This is a genomic window from Nocardia brasiliensis ATCC 700358, assembly GCF_000250675.2.
Classification (GTDB): domain Bacteria; phylum Actinomycetota; class Actinomycetes; order Mycobacteriales; family Mycobacteriaceae; genus Nocardia; species Nocardia brasiliensis_B.
In genome coordinates this window covers 6,416,907-6,435,469 of the sequence record NC_018681.1, presented here as the reverse complement: position 1 = coordinate 6,435,469, position 18,563 = coordinate 6,416,907, and the positions used below count along the sequence as shown (strand labels likewise).

Below are 18,563 nucleotides of genomic sequence, written 5' to 3'. Positions count from 1 at the left end.
CCCAGTGGATCAGCGCGCGCTGCTCGTCGCGAAATGTTCGACGAGCAACCGGCTCGTCGGTTCCGGTGCCTCCTCGGGAATCCAGTGCGAAACGCCGGGTAGGACCTCGAGCCGGAAAGGGCCGTCCGCGTAGCGCGCGCACAGTTTGTTCCCGGTGTCGAGCACTGCGGTGTCGCCGTCGCTCCAGATCTGCAACACCGGCGCGGTGACATGTCCACGCAGCATCCGGGGTGAGCCGAAAGGCATTCCGCGATACCAGTTCAGCCCGCCGCGGGCGATCGCCCGGTCTCGCACGCGTGCGCTGTCGCGGGCGGCGACCTCTGCGGATTGCCCTGTCCGCCGGAGCAATTGGGGGAACAAGCCGGAACGCAGCAGTAGCTCGGGGAGCAGCGGCAGCTGGAAGAGGTACATGTACCAGGACGCCAGCCCCTGCTTGCTGGTCACCATCGCGCGGGCGAACGCGCCGGGATGCGGTACGGACAGCGCCGACAGCGAGAGCAGGCGATCCTGCATCGTGATCCCGGCCGCCCACGCGGCCACGGCACCCCAGTCGTGACCGACCACGTGCGTGGGGCGCCCGATCTGCTCGATCATCGCCTCGACGTCGGCGGCCAGTTCGTCCATGCGGTACGCCCGGCGGCTGCGGGGTGCCGCGGTCGGGCTGGCGCCACGCAGATCCGGCGCGAAGGTCCGGTAGCCGGCCTTGTTCAGCAATTGCGCCACCGGCGTCCAGCTGCGCGAATCCTGCGGCCAGCCGTGCAGTAGCAGTACTGGTTCGCCGGTGCGCGGACCGGTATCACGCACCGGGAACACCAGACCAGCGCGCTGGAACGTGGTGATCCGGCTGGACTCGTCGGCTGAGATGTCGGTCGCCATTGACCCTCCCGTGGTTCGCGGCTTCCTATGTAGCGTGTCACATCGCCCTATTTAGCGCTACTGTCGGTTACGCATATATCTTCCCGGTGAAACCGGCATATCGGATCGGCCGCGTGGCACCGCTCACAACCGGTCCGTGGCACCGCTCACACCGCCTATACCAGGTGAAAGCCCCGCTGCGGCCGCTGTTACGCTGCTTGCCGTAAGACATCCTTTAACGGACCGTCCCGTGAGGCGGGGAAGGAGGTCGGCATGGCTGTGCCCGAAGATCGGGCCGCCGAGTCCGGCGCTGCCGAGACATCGCAGCGACACACCCCGGAATGGGTGGGGGCAGGACGGGAGCTGTTGTCGGCTTCCGATGTCAGTCGGACCATCGCGCGGATCGCGCACCAGATCATCGAGAAGACCGCGTTGGACGCGGGCGCCACCGACGCCCCGCGCGTGGTGCTGATCGGCATTCCCACCCGCGGCACCTCGCTGGCCGCGCGGCTGACGGACAAGATCGAGGAATTCTCCGGTGTCCGGCCCGCGCTCGGCTCGCTCGACATCACCCTCTACCGCGACGACCTGCGCACCCGGCCACACCGGCCGCTGGAGCGCACCTCGGTGCCCGAGGGCGGGATCGAGGACGCGCTGGTCGTGCTCGTCGACGACGTGCTGTTCTCCGGCCGCACCGTGCGCTCCGCCCTCGACGGGCTGCGCGACCTCGGCCGCCCCCGCGCCGTGCAACTCGCGGTGCTCATCGACCGCGGCCACCGCGAACTCCCGATTCGCGCCGACTACGTCGGCAAGAACGTGCCCACCTCCCGCGCCGAGGACATCTCGGTCCTGCTCACCGAACACGACGGGCGGGACGGGGTTTATCTGCGGCAGGAGGTGGAGTCGTGAGACATCTTTTGACGGTCACTGATCTGGATCGCGCCGGCGCGACGGCCCTGCTCGACGAGGCCGAACGTTTCGAGCAGGCGCTGCTCGGCCGTGAGGTGCACAAGCTGCCGACCTTGCGCGGTCGCACGGTGATGACGGTGTTCTACGAGAACTCCACGCGCACCCGGGTGTCGTTCGAGGTGGCGGGCAAGTGGATGAGCGCCGACGTGATCAATGTGAGCGCCAGTAGTTCGTCGGTGTCCAAGGGTGAGTCGCTGCGGGACACCGCGCTCACCTTGCACGCGGCGGGCGCGGACGCGTTGATCGTCCGGCATCCGGCTTCCGGTGCGGCACACCAGATCGCGCGCTGGATGGATGCCTGGGCGGTGCAGTCCGGCCGCACGTCGGGCCCGGCGATCATCAACGCGGGTGACGGCACGCATCAGCATCCGACGCAGGCGCTGCTGGACGCGCTCACGCTGCGCCAGCGGCTCGGCGATATCGAGGGCAAGCGGGTCGTGATCGTCGGCGACATCCTGCACAGCCGGGTGGCACGCTCGAATGTCTTCCTGCTCAATACCCTTGGTGCGGAGGTGGTGCTGGTCGCGCCGCGCACGCTGCTCCCGGTGGGCGCGGACAGCTGGCCCGCGCGGGTCGCGCACTCGCTCGACGCCGAATTGCCGGGCGCGGACGCGGTGCTCATGCTGCGGGTGCAGGCGGAGCGGATGAACGGCGGGTTCTTCCCGTCGGCCCGCGAGTACTCGATCAACTACGGCTTGTCCGAGCGCCGGATGGCGCTGCTGGACGAGCACGCGGTGGTGCTGCATCCGGGCCCGATGTTGCGCGGCATGGAAATCGCGTCGCCGGTGGCGGATTCGCCGAAGTCCGCGATCCTGCAGCAGGTGACCAACGGAGTGCACATGCGGATGGCCGTCCTGTTCCGGCTGCTGGTCGGTACCCAGGAGGCGATCGCGTGAGGACGGACAGCGAAGGCGTCATGAGTGAATTGCTGATCAGGGGAACGCGGGTCTACGGCGAGGGCGAGCCGGTGGATGTGCTGGTGCGCGACGGCGTGATCGCCGCGATCGGCGCCGGCGTGGCCGCGGGTGCGGACGCCGAGATCATCGACGCCGCGGGTCAGATCCTGCTGCCCGGTTTCGTCGACCTGCACACGCATCTGCGCGAACCCGGCCGCGAGGATACCGAGACGATCGAATCCGGTTCCGCCGCAGCCGCGTTGGGCGGTTACACCGCGGTGTTCGCGATGGCCAACACCAACCCGGTCGCCGACTCGGTGGTGGTCACCGATCACGTGTGGCGGCGCGGGCAGGAGGTCGGCCTGGTCGACGTGTACCCGGTGGGTGCGGTCACGGTCGGGCTCGCGGGCAAGCAGCTCGCCGAAATGGGCACCATGGCAGCGGGTGCCGGCGCGGTGCGGATGTTCTCCGACGACGGCCACTGTGTCTACGATCCGCTGCTGATGCGGCGCGCGCTGGAATACGCGAACACGCTCGGTGTGCTGATCGCCCAGCACGCGGAGGAGCCGCGGCTCACCGTCGGCGCGATCGCGCACGAGGGCCCGACCGCGGCCCGGCTCGGCCTGGCCGGCTGGCCGCGGGCGGCCGAGGAGTCGATCGTGGCGCGCGACGCGCTGCTCGCCCGCGATGCCGGTGCGCGCGTGCACATCTGCCACGCCTCCACCGCGGGCACCGTCGAGCTGGTGAAATGGGCCAAGGCACAAGGTATCTCGATCACCGCCGAGGTCACCCCGCATCATCTGCTGCTGGACGACTCGCGCCTGGAGACCTACGACGCGGTCAACAAGGTCAACCCGCCGCTGCGCGAGGCCTCCGACGCGGCCGCGCTGCGCCAGGCCCTGGCCGACGGCGTGATCGACTGCGTCGCCACCGATCACGCCCCGCACGCCGAACAGGACAAGTGCTGCGAGTTCGCTGCCGCACGCCCCGGCATGCTCGGCCTGGAGACCGCGCTGTCGATCATCGTGCAGACCATGGTGCAGCCCGGCCTGCTGGACTGGCGCGGCGTGGCCCGCGTGATGAGCGAGCAGCCCGCCGCGATCGTCGGGCTCGACGAGCACGGCAGGCCGATCGAGGTCGGCGAGCCCGCGAACCTGACGCTGGTCGACCCGGACGCCACCTGGACGGTGCGCGCGAAGGAACTCGCCAGCATCTCGAACAACACCCCGTTCGAGGACATGACGTTTCCGGCCCGAGTGACGACGACGTTGCTCAGGGGACGAGTAACCGCCCGCGAGGGCAAAGCGGCACCGCAGGGCACAGGAGGTCCGTAAGTGGAAAGAACGCTGTGGGTGATCGGCCTGCTCGCGCTGTTCGCTTTGTGCGTCTGGTTGATGTATCGAGGCTGGCAGAACCGGGCGGCGCGGCAGACGGACCGGATCGGCGAACTGCCCACCGTGCCCGCCGATCTCGGCGCGCAGGTGCTGGAGCCGACCACCGGCCTCTACCTCGGCAGCACCATCGCGCCGAGCTGGCAGGACCGGATCACGGTGGGCGACCTGGGTTTCCGCGCCACCGCGGAGCTGACCCGGTTCGAACGGGGGATTCTGCTCGAGCGTGACGGCGCGACGGTGATCTGGATTCCGCAGGAGTCCGTCACCGCGGTGCGCACCGAGCGCGGGCATGCGGGGAAAGTAATGACACAGGATGGTGTGCTGGTGATTCGCTGGCAGCTGCCCACCGGGACCGAGATCGATACCGGTTTCCGGGGTGACGACAAGTCGGTGTACCCGGCTTGGACGCGGGGCCTGCCGAGCGAACAGACCAGCACGACGACGGGAGACGACGAGGGATGACACAGCAAGCAGCTGCTCTGGTGCTGGAGGACGGCCGGGTGTTCCGCGGCGCGGCCTACGGCGCCGTGGGCGAGACGCTCGGCGAGGCGGTGTTCTGCACCGCGATGACCGGCTACCAGGAGACCCTCACCGACCCCAGCTATCACCGCCAGATCGTGGTCGCCGCGGCGCCGCAGATCGGCAACACCGGCTGGAACGACGAGGACGACGAGTCCGGCAAGATCTGGGTCGCCGGCTATGTGGTGCGTGATCCCGCGCGGCGCGCGTCCAACTGGCGCGCCACCACCACGCTGCCCGAGGCGATGCAGCGTCAGGACATCGTCGGCATCGCCGGGGTCGACACCCGCGCGCTCGTGCGGCACCTGCGCACCCGCGGCTCGATGAAGGCGGGCATCTTCTCCGGACCGGCGCTCGCGGACACCGACGAGCTGCTGGCCCGGGTCACCGGCCAGCCGTCGATGCTCGGTGCCGATCTAGCCGAGGAGGTGAGCACCGACGCGGTGTACACCATCGAGCCGACCGGCGAACGGCGCTTCACCGTGGTCGCGGTCGATCTCGGCATCAAGACCAACACCCCGCGCATGTTCGCCGAGCGCGGCATGCGGGTGCACGTGGTGCCGTCGAACGCGCCGCTCGAGCAGATCCTGGACCTGAACCCGGACGGGGTGTTCCTGTCCAACGGTCCCGGCGACCCGGCCACCCAGGACGGCGCGGTCGCGCTGACCAAGGGCGTGCTGGAGCGCGGGCTGCCGCTGTTCGGCATCTGCTTCGGCAACCAGATCCTGGGCCGCGCACTGGGCCGCGACACCTACAAGATGAAGTTCGGCCACCGCGGCATCAACATCCCGGTCGTCGAGTACGAGACCGGGCGCATCTCGATCACCGCGCAGAACCACGGGTTCGCGCTGGAGGGCGAGCAGGGCGAACAGTTCGACACCCCGTTCGGCAAGGCCGAGGTGAGCCACGTGTGCGCCAACGACGGCACCGTCGAGGGCGTCCGGCTGGTCGACGGCCGCGCGTTCTCGGTGCAGTACCACCCGGAGGCCGCCGCGGGCCCGCACGACGCCGCGTACCTCTTCGACCGGTTCGCCGGTCTCATGGCAGGCGGCCCGGCCGCGCAGCGGAAGGGAATCTGATGCCACGTCGTACCGACCTCGAACACATCCTGGTCATCGGCTCCGGCCCGATCGTGATCGGCCAGGCCTGCGAATTCGACTACTCCGGCACGCAGGCCTGCCGGGTGCTGCGGGCCGAGGGCCTGCGCGTCTCGCTGGTGAACTCCAACCCGGCGACCATCATGACCGACCCCGAGTTCGCCGACTCCACCTACGTGGAGCCGATCACCGCGGAGTTCGTCGAGAAGGTCATCGCCAAGGAGCGCCCGGACGCCATCCTGGCCACCCTGGGCGGGCAGACCGCGCTGAACACCGCGGTCGCGCTGCACGAGAACGGGGTGCTGGAGAAGTACAACGTCGAGCTGATCGGCGCCGACTTCGAGGCCATCCAGCGCGGCGAGGACCGGCAGAAGTTCAAGGACATCGTGGCGAAGGTCGGCGGCGAAAGTGCCCGCTCGCGCGTCTGTTTCACGATGGACGAGGTGCGCGAGACGGTCGGCGAGCTCGGCTTCCCGGTGGTCGTGCGGCCCTCGTTCACCATGGGCGGGCTCGGCTCGGGCATGGCCTACAACCACGACGATCTCGACCGGATCGCCGGCGGCGGCCTGGCCGCCTCGCCGACCGCGAACGTGCTCATCGAGGAATCCATCCTGGGCTGGAAGGAATACGAGCTCGAGCTGATGCGCGACGGCCGCGACAACGTCGTGGTGGTCTGCTCGATCGAGAACGTGGACCCGATGGGCGTGCACACCGGCGACTCGATGACCGTCGCCCCGGCCATGACGCTCACCGACCGCGAGTACCAGAAGCTGCGTGACCTGGGCATCGCGATCCTGCGCGAGGTCGGCGTGGACACCGGCGGCTGCAACATCCAGTTCGCGGTGAACCCCGCCGACGGCCGCCTGATCGTCATCGAGATGAACCCGCGCGTCTCGCGTTCGTCCGCATTGGCTTCCAAGGCAACGGGTTTCCCGATCGCCAAGATCGCCGCGAAGCTGGCCATCGGCTACACCCTGGACGAGATCGTCAACGACATCACCAAGGAGACGCCGGCCTGCTTCGAGCCGACGCTGGACTACGTGGTGGTCAAGGCGCCGCGGTTCGCGTTCGAGAAGTTCCCCGGCGCCGACCCGACGCTGACCACCACGATGAAGTCGGTCGGCGAGGCGATGTCGCTGGGCCGCAACTTCACCGAGGCGCTCGGCAAGGTGCTGCGTTCGCTGGAGACCAAGGCCGCGGGCTTCTGGACCCAGGCCGACGGCAAGTGGACCGACGTGGAAGCGATCCTGGAAGACCTGCGCACCCCGACCGAGGGTCGCATCTATCAGGTAGAGCGCGCGCTGCGCCTGGGCGCGAGCATCGAAACCGTCGCCGCCGCATCGGGTATCGACCCCTGGTTCGTCGCCGAGGTCGCCGGACTGGTCGAGCTGCGCACCGAGATCATCGACGCGCCCGTGCTGGACGAGCCGCTGCTGCGGCGGGCCAAGCACTACGGCCTGTCCGACGGTCAGCTGGCCGCACTGCGCCCGGAACTGGCCGGGGAGACCGGAGTTCGCGCGCTGCGGCACCGGCTCGGGGTGCGTCCCGTGTTCAAGACGGTCGACACCTGCGCCGCCGAATTCGAGGCCAAGACCCCGTACCACTACTCGGCCTACGAGCTCGATCCCGCCGCCGAGTCCGAGGTCGCGCCGCAGCGCGAGCGGGACAAGGTGATCATTCTCGGTTCCGGCCCGAACCGGATCGGCCAGGGCATCGAGTTCGACTACTCGTGTGTCCATGCGGCGCAGACCCTTTCGCAGGCCGGCTACGAGACCGTGATGGTCAACTGCAACCCGGAAACCGTCTCCACCGACTACGACACCGCCGACCGGCTCTACTTCGAGCCGCTCACCTTCGAGGACGTGCTCGAGGTCTACCACGCCGAAAGCGAGTCCGGCCGGGTCACCGGTGTGATCGTGCAGCTCGGCGGGCAGACCCCGCTGGGCCTCGCGCAGCGGCTCACCGAGGCGGGCGTGCCGGTGGTCGGCACCAGTGCCGCCGCCATCGACCTGGCCGAGGACCGTGGCGAATTCGGCGATGTGCTCGTCGCGGCGGGACTGCCCGCGCCCAAGTACGGCACCGCGACCACCTTCGCGCAGGCCAAGAAGATCGCCGCGAGCATCGGCTACCCGGTGCTGGTCCGGCCGTCCTACGTGCTCGGCGGGCGCGGCATGGAGATCGTCTACGACGAGCAGTCCCTGGAGGGCTACATCTCCCGGGCCACCGAGCTCAGCCCCGAACATCCGGTGCTGGTGGACCGTTTCCTGGAGGACGCGATCGAGATCGACGTCGACGCGCTGTGCGACGGCGAGGAGGTCTACCTCGGCGGCGTGATGGAACACATCGAGGAGGCCGGTATCCACTCCGGTGACTCCGCGTGCGCGCTGCCGCCGATCACCCTGGGCCGCAGCGATATCGAGGCGGTGCGCCGCTCGACCGTCGCGCTGGCCAAGGGCATCGGGGTCAAGGGCCTGCTCAACGTGCAGTACGCGCTCAAGGACGACGTGCTCTACGTGCTCGAGGCGAATCCGCGGGCCAGCCGGACGGTTCCGTTCGTGTCCAAGGCCACCGCGGTGCCGCTGGCCAAGGCGGCCGCGCGGATCATGCTCGGCGCCACCATCGCTCAGCTGCGCAAGGAAGGGATGCTGCCGGGTGAAGGCGACGGCGGGCACGTCCCGCTGGACGCGCCGGTGGCCGTGAAGGAGGCCGTGCTGCCGTTCCACCGGTTCCGCAAGGCCGATGGCACCGGCGTGGATTCGCTGCTCTCGCCGGAGATGAAGTCCACCGGCGAGGTGATGGGCATCGACGCCGATTTCGGCACCGCCTTCGCCAAGAGCCAGACCGCCGCCTACGGTTCGCTGCCCACCGAGGGCACCGTGTTCGTCTCGATCGCCAACCGGGACAAGCGCGCCATGGTGTTCCCGGTGAAACGCCTGCACGACCTGGGATTCCGCATCCTGGCCACCGAGGGCACCGCGGAGATGCTGCGCCGCAACGGCATTCCGTGCGAGCGGGTGCGCAAGCACTCCGAACCCGAGACGGCGACCGGCGAGTCGGGCGCGCCGCAGCCCACGATCGTCGAGCAGATCCGCGACGGCGAGATCGACATGGTGTTCAACACCCCCTACGGCAATTCCGGTCCGCGCGTCGACGGCTACGAGATCCGTAGTGCCGCGGTGGGTGTGAACATCCCGTGCATCACCACCGTGCAGGGTGCGGCGGCCGCGGTGCAGGGCATCGAGGCCAGCATCAACGGCGGGATCGGGGTGCGGTCGCTGCAGGAACTGCACTCGGTGCTGCGTGGCTGATCGCGACGGTGGACGAGCCGCAGGACACGGAAGGAGGCGGCGCGATGAAGACCTTCGGTGACCGATTGCAGCACGCCATGGCGCATTTCGGGCCGGTGTGCGTCGGCATCGATCCGCATCCGGGACTCTTGGCGTCCTGGGGGCTGAGCGTCGACGCGGACGGACTGGAGCAGTTCGCGGAGATCTGCGTCGAGGCCTTCGACGGCCGGGTCGCGATGGTCAAGCCGCAGGTGGCGTTCTTCGAAACCTACGGTTCGGCCGGAATCGCGGTGCTGGAGCGCACCATCGAGGTGTTGCGGGCCTCCGGCACGCTGGTGCTCGCCGACGCCAAGCGCGGCGACATCGGCTCGACCATGGACGCGTACGCGCAGGCCTGGCTGGGTGCGGGCCCGTTGGGCTCGGACGCGGTGACGGTGTCGCCATACCTCGGATTCGGTTCGCTGGCACCGGCTCTGGACCTCGCCGCGGCCGCGCACCGCGGGGTGTTCGTGCTGGCCGCCACCTCGAATCCCGAAGGGGCACAGGTGCAACGGGTCGACACGGGGGAGGGCCGCACCGTCGCGCAGCTGATGGTCGACGAGGCCGCCGCGCGCAACGCGGGTGCGGGCTTCGGCTCGATCGGCGTCGTGATCGGCGCGACGCTGACCGATGCCCCGGACCTGTCGGCGCTCAACGGACCGATCCTGATGCCGGGCGTCGGCGCCCAGGGCGGCGGCCCGGAAACCATCCGTGCGCTGGTCCCGGAGCCGATGTTCCGGGCGGCCGTGCCCGCGGTGTCGCGTGAGGTGCTGCGCGACGGACCGAACGTGCCCGCGCTACGGGCCGGACTGGCCCGATTCCAGGAAGCGTTCGCGTTTCTCCAGAAATAAATGAAACGAACTCCGAGACCGGCGCACCAGCGCCGGTCTCGGTGCGTTTGCGGCCGTGCTGCGCTGCTCGGGTGCGGTCATGTGCACGCGTGCATGTGGCCCGTAGCGGGGCCTGTACGCCCCGCCAGGCCGATTTTCCCCAGGATCGGTCTATCCGGCCCGATCAAGCCTTCAACCGCGCAGAATGGCGTCAGCGCGCGGTGCGCGGCTTGGTCCGGCGCACTGCCGCGGCGGCGCCCAACCGGTCATTTGACTGGACTGTGGCGCGCGACACGCTGAAAGACAGCACGACACGCGGAAAATTCCGAGAAAGTTCCTGGTCGGACTCGTCCAGGTTTGCCAGCGTCGCCCGCCGCGTCACCGCAACCTGCTGGCTAACGTGTGTCGGATGTGAAAACTCCCTGCTGAAGGGGCATTTCGCGATTTCGGCGGTACGATCTGCGCAGCGACAGAGGGCCCTTGCGATTCGCATCGCTCTCGCGTCTACGGCATCCGGAATCATGCGCTGACCTGGGGGGTGGGTTCGCAATCTGCGGATGCCGTGGGTACGGTCGCTGAGACTGCCGGGTTACCGGCAGGAGTTGATGCAATGAACGATGAGACGGAGGAACCGTGGCCCTTCCCCAGCTGACTGACGAGCAGCGCGCCGCTGCTTTGGAGAAGGCGGCTGCCGCTCGCCGCGCTCGGGCGGAGCTCAAGGAGCGCCTGAAGCGAGGCGGCACCAACCTGAAGCAGGTCCTCACCGATGCCGAGTCCGATGAGATTCTCGGCAAGATGAAGGTGTCGGCGCTGCTCGAGGCCCTGCCGAAGGTGGGCAAGGTCAAGGCGGCGGAAATCATGAGTGAACTGGAGATCGCCCCCACCCGGCGTCTGCGCGGACTGGGCGATCGGCAGCGCAAGGCGCTGCTGGCCCGGTTCGACTTCGACGCCTGATAACGAGGGTGGTCGAACACACGCGGAAGGGTCGGCTGGTTGTACTGGTCGGCCCCTCGGCCGTTGGCAAGTCCACCGTGGTCCGCTGCGTCCGCGAGCGACTGCCGCACCTGATCTTCAGTGTGTCGGCAACGACCCGGGCTCCGCGGCCCGGGGAGGTCGACGGTCTCGACTATCGGTTCGTGTCCCGGGAAGAGTTCGACGCCATGATCGAGGCGGGCGAACTGCTCGAGTGGGCGGATATTCACGGTGGCTTGCAGCGTTCGGGCACCCCGGCAGCGCCGGTACGGGCCGCTCTAGCGGACGGCCTCCCGGTGTTGGTCGAAGTGGACCTCGAGGGCGCGCGGTCGGTACGCAAAGCGATACCGGAGGCGACCCTGGCGTTTCTCGCGCCGCCGAGCTGGGACGAGCTGGTCTCCCGGCTCACCTCGCGCGGGACCGAATCGCCCGAGGTGATCGCCCGCAGGTTGGAAACCGCCAGGACCGAACTGGCGGCCTGTGACGAGTTCGACATCGTCATAGTGAACGACGAGGTGACCAGCGCCTGTGAGCAGTTGGTATCGTTGTTCGTTAGCACAAATTCGAGTTCGTGACCCCGGCCGGCTGCGGCCGGTCCGGCACGCTCGGGTTCACCAGCCCGGCCGGGCCTCGCCCGGCCACCACCTCCAACGCGCAGGAGCCCTCCTAGTGAGCAGTACGGACCTCAAGACCGTTCCCGCATACGACACCCCGATCGGCCTGACCAACCCCCCGATCGATGAGCTGCTGGAGCGCACTTCGTCCAAGTACGCCCTGGTCATCTACGCGGCCAAGCGGGCCCGCCAGATCAACGACTACTACAACCAGCTCGGCGACGGGATCCTCGAATACGTCGGCCCGCTGGTCGAGCCCGGCCTGCAGGAGAAGCCGCTCTCGGTTGCCATGCGCGAGATCCACTCCGACCTGCTCGAGCACTCCGAAGGCGAGTAGGCCCGAGTGTGCGCGTCGTCCGATGGACGCCGCGGTACCGAATTCCCCGCGGCGCGGGGATGAACCAGCAGCCGGAGGCACAGTGAGCACCACACGGATCGTCGTCGGCGTCGGCGGCGGCATCGCCGCCTACAAAGCCTGCTCGCTGGTCCGGCGGTTCACCGAGACCGGGCACCGGGTTCGGGTGATCCCCACCGAGTCGGCGTTGCAGTTCGTCGGCAAGGCGACCTTCGAGGCGTTGTCCGGGAGCCCGGTGCACACCGATGTGTTCACCGACGTGCCCGAGGTGCCGCATGTCCGGCTGGGCCAGGAGGCGGACCTCGTGGTCATCGCCCCGGCGACCGCCGACCTGATGGCACGCGCGGCCCAGGGCCGCGCCGACGACCTGCTCACCGCGACCCTGCTGACGGCCCGATGTCCGATCGTGTTCGCGCCCGCGATGCACACCGAGATGTGGGAGCATCCGGCGACCGTCGCCAACGTCGCGACGCTGCGCGCCCACGGTGCGATCGTGATGGAGCCCGCGTCGGGCCGGCTCACCGGCACCGACACCGGACCGGGACGGCTGCCCGAGCCCGAGGAGATCTTCGGACTGGCCACCCTGCTGCTGGAGCGCGCCGACGCCATCCCGCGTGACCTCGAGGGCCGCCGCGTGGTGATCACCGCGGGCGGCACCAGGGAACCGCTGGATCCGGTGCGCTTCCTCGGCAACCGCAGCTCGGGCAAGCAGGGCTACGCCCTCGCCCGGGTCGCGGCACAGCGCGGCGCGCACGTCACGCTGATCGCGGGCAACACGATCGAGATGGCCGCACCCGCGGCCGTCGACCTGGTGCACATCACCACCGCCGAGCAGTTGAAGACCGCGGTGGACAAGCACGCGGTCGGCGCCGACGCGGTGATCATGGCGGCGGCGGTGGCCGATTTCCGGCCCACCGACGTGGCCGCGGCCAAGATCAAGAAGGGCGCGGGCGAACCCGACGTCATCGCGTTGACCAAGACCACCGATATCCTCGCCGGCCTGGTGCAGGCCCGGCGGGACGGGCAGCTGCCCGGCACCGCGATCGTCGGATTCGCCGCCGAGACCGGTGACGAGCACGGCGACGTGCTCACCTACGCGCGGGCCAAGCTGGCCCGCAAGGGGTGCGATTTGCTGGTGGTCAACGCGGTCGGCGAAGGCAAGGCGTTCGAGGTCGACACCAACAACGGCTGGCTGCTCGGTGCGGACGGTACCGAACAGTCGCTCGACCACGGGTCGAAAGCGCTGCTCGCCAGCCGGGTGCTCGACGCGCTCGGGCCGCTGTTGCGCTGAAACTCATTGCGCGACTGGGATAATGCCCCAGGAACTATCATCAACCGAGTGACGTCAGGGTGAACAATCGAACCCGCTGGGGGAGAGCCAGCTCTCGCCGAGTCCAGCGCGTCAGTGGTTTGCCATAGTCTGGAACGAAGGGTTTGCGCGGCGACGGCATCGCGTTACTGTCGCAAATCGTACGAATGACCCGTGAGGGAGAGGGAAGAACTGTGCGCACGTCCGGCAGCCGGCTATTCACCAGTGAGTCCGTGACCGAAGGTCACCCGGACAAGATCTGTGACGCTATCAGCGATTCCATCCTCGACGCGTTGATCGGGGCGGACCCGCGCAGTCGGGTCGCGGTGGAAACCCTCGTGACGACCGGCCAGGTCCACGTCGCGGGTGAGGTCACCACCTCCGCCTACGCCGACATTCCCCGCATCGTCCGGGAAAAGGTGCTCGAAATCGGATACGACTCCTCCGCAAAGGGATTCGACGGCAATTCCTGCGGTGTCAATATCGCGATCGGCGCGCAATCGCCGGATATCGCGCAGGGCGTGGACACTTCGCACGAGGCGCGGGTCGGCGGCTCCGACGACGAGATCGAGAAGCAGGGCGCGGGCGACCAGGGCCTGATGTTCGGCTACGCGACCAGCGACACCCCCGAACTCATGCCGCTGCCCATCGCGCTCGCGCATCGCCTGTCGCGCAAGCTGACCGAGGTGCGCAAGTCCGGCGTGCTGCCCTATCTGCGGCCCGACGGCAAGACCCAGGTCACCATCGAATACGACGGCGATCGTCCGGTCCGGCTGGACACCGTGGTCATCTCCACCCAGCACGCCGCCGATATCGACCTGGACAACCTGCTCGCCCCCGACATCCGGGAAAAGGTCGTCGACGCCGTGCTGGCGGACCTCGAACTACCCAGCCTGGACACCTCCGACATCCGCCTGCTGGTCAACCCGACCGGCAAGTTCGTGCTCGGCGGCCCGATGGGCGACGCGGGCCTGACCGGCCGCAAGATCATCGTCGACACCTACGGCGGCATGGCCCGCCACGGCGGCGGCGCCTTCTCCGGCAAGGACCCGTCGAAGGTGGACCGTTCCGCCGCGTACGCCATGCGCTGGGTCGCCAAGAACGTCGTCGCGGCCGGCCTGTCCGAGCGCGTCGAGGTCCAGGTGGCCTACGCCATCGGCAAGTCCGCGCCCGTCGGCCTGTTCGTGGAAACCTTCGGCACCGAAAAGGTCGACCCGGAACGCATCGCCACCGCGATCAAAGAGGTCTTCGACCTGCGCCCCGGCGCCATCATCCGCGACCTCGACCTGCTGCGCCCCATCTACGCACCGACCGCCGCGTACGGCCACTTCGGCCGCACCGACGTCGACCTGCCCTGGGAGCACACCGACCGCGCCGACAAACTGCGCGCAGCCGTCGGCCTGTAGATGACGACGTCGGTCCGGGCGCCGTCCCGCCTCCCGCGGTTGGACTTCGCGCGGACCGACCCTCCCGTTCGTCGAGCGGGCTCGCTGGTGCCGTCGGCGCGAGTGAGCCCGCTGTTCGTCGCACCCGCTGCCCGTTCGCGCACGGGTTCTGTGTTTTCGCACCCGCTGTGGCGTGGTGGAGTGGGTGCGGGAACGCAGAATGGGTGCGGGAATCGCGGTGTGCGTCGGGGGGCTGACGCGCTGTTGGGGCGTGGCGTTCAGCGCCCGGCGGCGGGTTTTCGGTGGTCCTCGAGTCGTCACGTGATGTCAAGGGGGGCTATCCCTGGTTGGGTGTTTCGAGCGCACTCTGGCCGTTCACTTCGGCCGGATCCGTGGGGAAATTCTTGTTACCGGCCGAGCGGTGGTGACTCGCCGACGGGTTGCGTAGCGGTCGTCATCGAGGCAGGTCAGCCCGGCTTGGACGAAGGTTGCCAGCGCGTTGCGAAGGGCTACGTGCCGCCGTGGCACCGGGCGGATGCGTCGCGGATTCGCTGCGAGGTGCCTGCCGTGGTGTCGGATCGGCGTTGCGCTGGCCGGGGGCTGCGAAGGAAGGTCGGGCAGCCGGCTCAGAAGTCGCTGTCGAGCAGGGTGCGCGCTCACCTGTCGGTGGAGCGGATGTTTTGCGTGCCACGGTCGGCGGCTGAGCCGGCCAGGGCTGCGTGAGCGAGCCGGCGGCGGATACCCCTGCCTCGCAAGGGGTTCTGCCGGGGGGGCCTGCGAGCATGGAGTACCCGATCGCTCGGGTGCTTCCGCTGTTGTCTCCCGCGCACCTCGACCGTGACTTCGACTACCTGGTCCCGCCCGAACTGGACGAAATCGCGCAACCGGGTGTGCGCGTGCGCGTCCGCTTCGCCGGACGACTGGTCGACGGCTACCTCCTGGAGCGCCGCGCGCGCAGCGACCACAGCGGCAAACTGGTGAAACTCGAACGCGTCGTCTCCGCCGAACGCGTCCTGACTCCGGAAATCCGCCAACTGACCACCGCCGTAGCCGCCCGCTACGCCGGCACCCGAGCCGACGTCCTCCGCCTCGCCATCCCACCCCGCCACGCCCGCACCGAAACCGGCGGCAAAAAGAAGTCCGCGACCGCACAAGAACTTTCCGTGCAAGACGACGGTGACGAGACCACCGACGATCCCAACCGCGAGGAAAACGGCGGGACCGCGCGCACATCCCCTCCGGCACCCCCGCAGCGCGTCCCGGTCGCCGCAGTGCCACCCGCCGCGGCCGCATCACTTGCTGACCTGGGAGCCGGTGGATCTCAGAAGCAGTCCGATACCGCACAAGAACTTTCCGCAGAAGCCGCCTCCACGGACGACTCCACTCACCACCTCGGCACAGGCGACGAGCAAGACGGTGCTGCGACTTCTCCGCAGCGGATCTCTACCGCGTCGTCTCCCGGATCCGCGCGGGGCGTTTCCACTGCCGCACGGCCACATTCCGCGTTCGGCTCATCGGCTGGCCCGGAACCCGATCCGCGACAGACGGATTCGGCGCCATCGGCCGATGCTGAGTCCACCCCGTCTCCTCGTCTACCGCAGCGGGCATCCGCTGCGGCGCAACCGCGCCTCGAGCCCAAGTCGTCGACGGACCCGGCTATGCCGTCAGGCGTAGTGCCGGACCAGGTTCCGCCGCCCGTGTTCTCTCATGCCGACGCAAAGACGCTCGGTGGTCCCGGTGTTGCTGCGGAGAGCGGCACGGCAGGTTCTATCGCCCCCACCGATTCGCAAGCTCCACAGCAGGTTTCGTTCGCGACCTCGGAAGGTGCTGCGGCTGGCTCAGCTGACGAAGGTGGGACCGAAGAGGCATCCGATAATACGGAAGGCATCCAACCGGATTGGGTTGTGCCGCCGTATCGACCCGCGGCCGATACCGCCGAGCCGACTCCCGCGATCGACTCCGCGGCTGATCCCGCTTCGTCAGAGATGGGAGCCGCTGGCGAGGCGACGCAACAGGTTTCGCCCGCGGCACGGCACGGTGCAGCACCGCAGCGGGTTTCGCCGCGCACGTTCTCGCATGCAGACGCAGGGTCGCCCGGTGTGCCGGAGCATGCTGCCGAGCAGTCGGATTCGACTGACGGGTTGCGGACGGATGCGGATTCTTCGCCTCGATCACCGGGCGAGGATGGGCAGGCGGAGTCCGATGCCAGGGCGTTGACCGACGGCCCTTCCGCTTCGAGCGGAGACGGCGTCGGCGTTGTGGCGCAAGAGGATTCGACCGCCAACGGGTCCGAGGAAACGCCGCACGTGCAGGTTCCGGAGGCTTGGTATCGGTATGTGCACGGTCCGGCGTTCGTGACGGCGCTGGCGCAGGGGAAAGGTCCGCGGGCGGCGTGGCAGGCGTTGCCGGGGGAGGATTGGCCGCGTCGGCTCGCGGAGTTGGCGGCGACGGTGGCGGGTGCGGGACGTAGCGCGATTCTGATGGTGCCGGATCAGCGGGACCTGGACCGGGTGCTGGCGGAATGTGAGCGGCTGCTGGGGGATTCGGCGGTCGGGTTGTCGGCGGGGTTGGGTCCGGCCGCGCGGTATCGGCGCTGGCTTTCGGTGTTGCGCGGGACGGCGCGGGTGGTGGTCGGTACGCGCAGCGCGGTTTTCGCGCCCGCCGGCAATTTGGGGCTCATCGCGATCTGGGACGACGGGGACGACACCTACGCCGAGCCGCGCGCACCGTATCCGCATGCGCGCGAGGTGGCCATGCTGCGCTCGCACGAGACCGGCGCCGCGTTCGTCGCAGCGGGTTTCGCGCGGACGGCGGAGATCCAGGCGGTTGTGGAAACCGGATGGGCGCACGACCTGGTGGCCGACCGGGCGGTCGTGCGCAAAGCGTCCCCGCGCATCAGTGTGCCCGGCGATTCCGATGCCGCGCTGGAGCGGGATCCGGTCGCCCGGGCGGTCCGTATTCCCGCGGTCGCTTTCGCCGCCGCCCGATCCGCGCTGAAGGAGGGCGCTGGCGTGCTGGTGCAGGTGCCGCGCCGCGGCTATGTCCCGGCGCTGGCCTGTGCGAAATGCCGGACCCCGGCGCGCTGCCGCCATTGCAACGGGCCGCTCGCGTTGCCGGACGGCCGTGCGGGGCAACGACATTCACCTGAACCCGCGCACAGCCCGAGCTGTCGCTGGTGCGGTATCACGGAGGCGGCGTTCCGCTGCCAGGCCTGTGGTTCGCGGGCGTTGCGCGCGGTCGTGATCGGCGCGATCCGGACAGCGGAGGAACTCGGCCGGGCCTTTCCCGGTGTTCCGATCCGTGGTTCGAGCGGCGGCGCGATGCTCGACACCGTGGAGCCCGGCCCGCAGGTGGTGGTCGCCACGGTCGGCGCGGAACCGGTGCTGCCCGGTGGTTACGGGGTGGCGCTGCTGCTGGACAGCTGGGCCCTGCTCGGCCGTGCCGATCTGCGTGCGGCCGAGGACGCGTTGCGCCGCTGGATGGCGGCGGCGACGCTGGTGCGTGCGCACGGGCAGGTGTTCGTCGTCGCGGAGCCCTCGATTCCCACGGTGCAGACGCTGCTGCGCTGGGATCCCGTCGGCCATGCCCGGGCCGAGCTGGCGAGCCGCGCCGAGGTCGGTTTCCCGCCCGCGGTGCGGATGGCGGCGATCGACGGCACCTCCGATTCGATCGCCGAATTGCTCTCCACTGCAACCCTTCCCGACGATGTCGTCGTGCTGGGCCCGGTCCCGCTGCCACCCGCGGCCCGCAAACCGTTCTCCTCCGGCGATTCCCCGGCTGAGGTCGAACGGATCCTGTTGCGGGTGGACCGCAGGTCCGGCGCGGCGCTCGCCCGTTCCCTCACCGCCGCCCAGGCGGTCCGCAGTACGCACCGTTCCGATGCGCCCCTGCGCGTCCAGATCGATCCGGTCGAGATCGGCTGAGCGCTGCCGCACCGAAGAACCGGAACCGGGCGGCGGGCATACATCGACGCCTCCGCCCAGATCGCCCGCGACCCGTACGCGACGAATCCGCTGCGAACGTCGGCACGTTCATCCACGCC

The 18,563-nt window shown here is 69.2% G+C and carries 14 protein-coding genes and 1 pseudogene; 14 read left to right on the top strand and 1 reads right to left on the bottom strand.

Annotated features, from left to right (window positions below):
• Nucleotides 1–9: 9 nt before the first annotated feature.
• Nucleotides 10–876, bottom strand: a complete 867-nt coding sequence (locus O3I_RS28425) for an alpha/beta fold hydrolase (protein ID WP_014986458.1) — start codon at nt 874–876, stop codon at nt 10–12.
• Between the two features lie 252 nt (nt 877–1,128).
• On the opposite strand from O3I_RS28425, the gene pyrR reads away from it, so the two are divergent.
• The 14 genes and pseudogenes from pyrR to O3I_RS28355 all read left to right on the top strand — a co-directional run bounded on the left by pyrR (nt 1,129) and on the right by O3I_RS28355 (nt 18,444).
• Complete coding sequence (gene pyrR, locus O3I_RS28420; protein ID WP_014986457.1) at nt 1,129–1,764, top strand: bifunctional pyr operon transcriptional regulator/uracil phosphoribosyltransferase PyrR; 636 nt, start codon at nt 1,129–1,131, stop codon at nt 1,762–1,764.
• Nucleotides 1,761–2,720, top strand: a complete 960-nt coding sequence (locus tag O3I_RS28415; protein ID WP_014986456.1) for an aspartate carbamoyltransferase catalytic subunit — start codon at nt 1,761–1,763, stop codon at nt 2,718–2,720. The genes pyrR and O3I_RS28415 overlap by 4 nt, the downstream gene beginning before the upstream one ends.
• 20 nt (nt 2,721–2,740) lie before the next feature.
• Nucleotides 2,741–4,054, top strand: coding sequence for a dihydroorotase (locus O3I_RS28410; protein WP_041562929.1), 1,314 nt, complete (start codon nt 2,741–2,743; stop codon nt 4,052–4,054).
• Nucleotides 4,055–4,576, top strand: a complete 522-nt coding sequence (locus tag O3I_RS28405; RefSeq protein WP_014986454.1) for a hypothetical protein — start codon at nt 4,055–4,057, stop codon at nt 4,574–4,576. It abuts the gene before it with no gap.
• Entirely contained in the window at nt 4,573–5,712 is a 1,140-nt protein-coding gene (gene carA, locus O3I_RS28400; RefSeq protein WP_041562928.1) for a glutamine-hydrolyzing carbamoyl-phosphate synthase small subunit, read from the top strand. Before O3I_RS28405 ends, carA begins: the two co-directional genes overlap by 4 nt.
• Nucleotides 5,712–9,038 carry a carbamoyl-phosphate synthase large subunit gene (gene carB / locus O3I_RS28395; protein WP_014986452.1) on the top strand — a complete coding sequence of 1,109 codons (3,327 nt, stop codon included), beginning with the start codon at nt 5,712–5,714 and terminating at the stop codon, nt 9,036–9,038. The genes carA and carB overlap by 1 nt, the downstream gene beginning before the upstream one ends.
• A gap of 44 nt (nt 9,039–9,082) precedes the next feature.
• A complete protein-coding gene (pyrF, locus tag O3I_RS28390; RefSeq protein WP_014986451.1) occupies nt 9,083–9,907 on the top strand; it encodes an orotidine-5'-phosphate decarboxylase in 825 nt (274 codons plus the stop codon).
• Between the two features lie 612 nt (nt 9,908–10,519).
• Nucleotides 10,520–10,840, top strand: a complete 321-nt coding sequence (mihF, locus tag O3I_RS28385) for an integration host factor, actinobacterial type (RefSeq protein ID WP_014986450.1) — start codon at nt 10,520–10,522, stop codon at nt 10,838–10,840.
• An 8-nt stretch (nt 10,841–10,848) separates the two neighbouring features.
• On the top strand, nt 10,849–11,433 hold the full coding sequence (gene gmk / locus O3I_RS28380; protein ID WP_014986449.1) for a guanylate kinase: 585 nt from the start codon (nt 10,849–10,851) through the stop codon (nt 11,431–11,433).
• Nucleotides 11,434–11,527: 94 nt separating this feature from the next.
• On the top strand, nt 11,528–11,809 hold the full coding sequence (rpoZ, locus tag O3I_RS28375) for a DNA-directed RNA polymerase subunit omega (RefSeq protein ID WP_014986448.1): 282 nt from the start codon (nt 11,528–11,530) through the stop codon (nt 11,807–11,809).
• Nucleotides 11,810–11,831: 22 nt separating this feature from the next.
• Nucleotides 11,832–13,118 carry a bifunctional phosphopantothenoylcysteine decarboxylase/phosphopantothenate--cysteine ligase CoaBC gene (gene coaBC, locus O3I_RS28370; protein WP_373864221.1) on the top strand — a complete coding sequence of 429 codons (1,287 nt, stop codon included), beginning with the start codon at nt 11,832–11,834 and terminating at the stop codon, nt 13,116–13,118.
• A 212-nt stretch (nt 13,119–13,330) separates the two neighbouring features.
• The gene (gene metK, locus O3I_RS28365) at nt 13,331–14,542 is read left to right on the top strand and encodes a methionine adenosyltransferase (RefSeq protein ID WP_014986446.1); all 1,212 of its coding nucleotides are present in this window, start codon (nt 13,331–13,333) and stop codon (nt 14,540–14,542) included.
• 761 nt (nt 14,543–15,303) lie between these two features.
• Nucleotides 15,304–15,642, top strand: a pseudogene (locus tag O3I_RS44145) (primosomal protein N'); the annotation flags it as partial.
• Nucleotides 15,643–16,779: 1,137 nt separating this feature from the next.
• Nucleotides 16,780–18,444 carry a primosomal protein N' gene (locus O3I_RS28355; protein WP_014986444.1) on the top strand — a complete coding sequence of 555 codons (1,665 nt, stop codon included), beginning with the start codon at nt 16,780–16,782 and terminating at the stop codon, nt 18,442–18,444.
• Nucleotides 18,445–18,563: the final 119 nt, after the last annotated feature.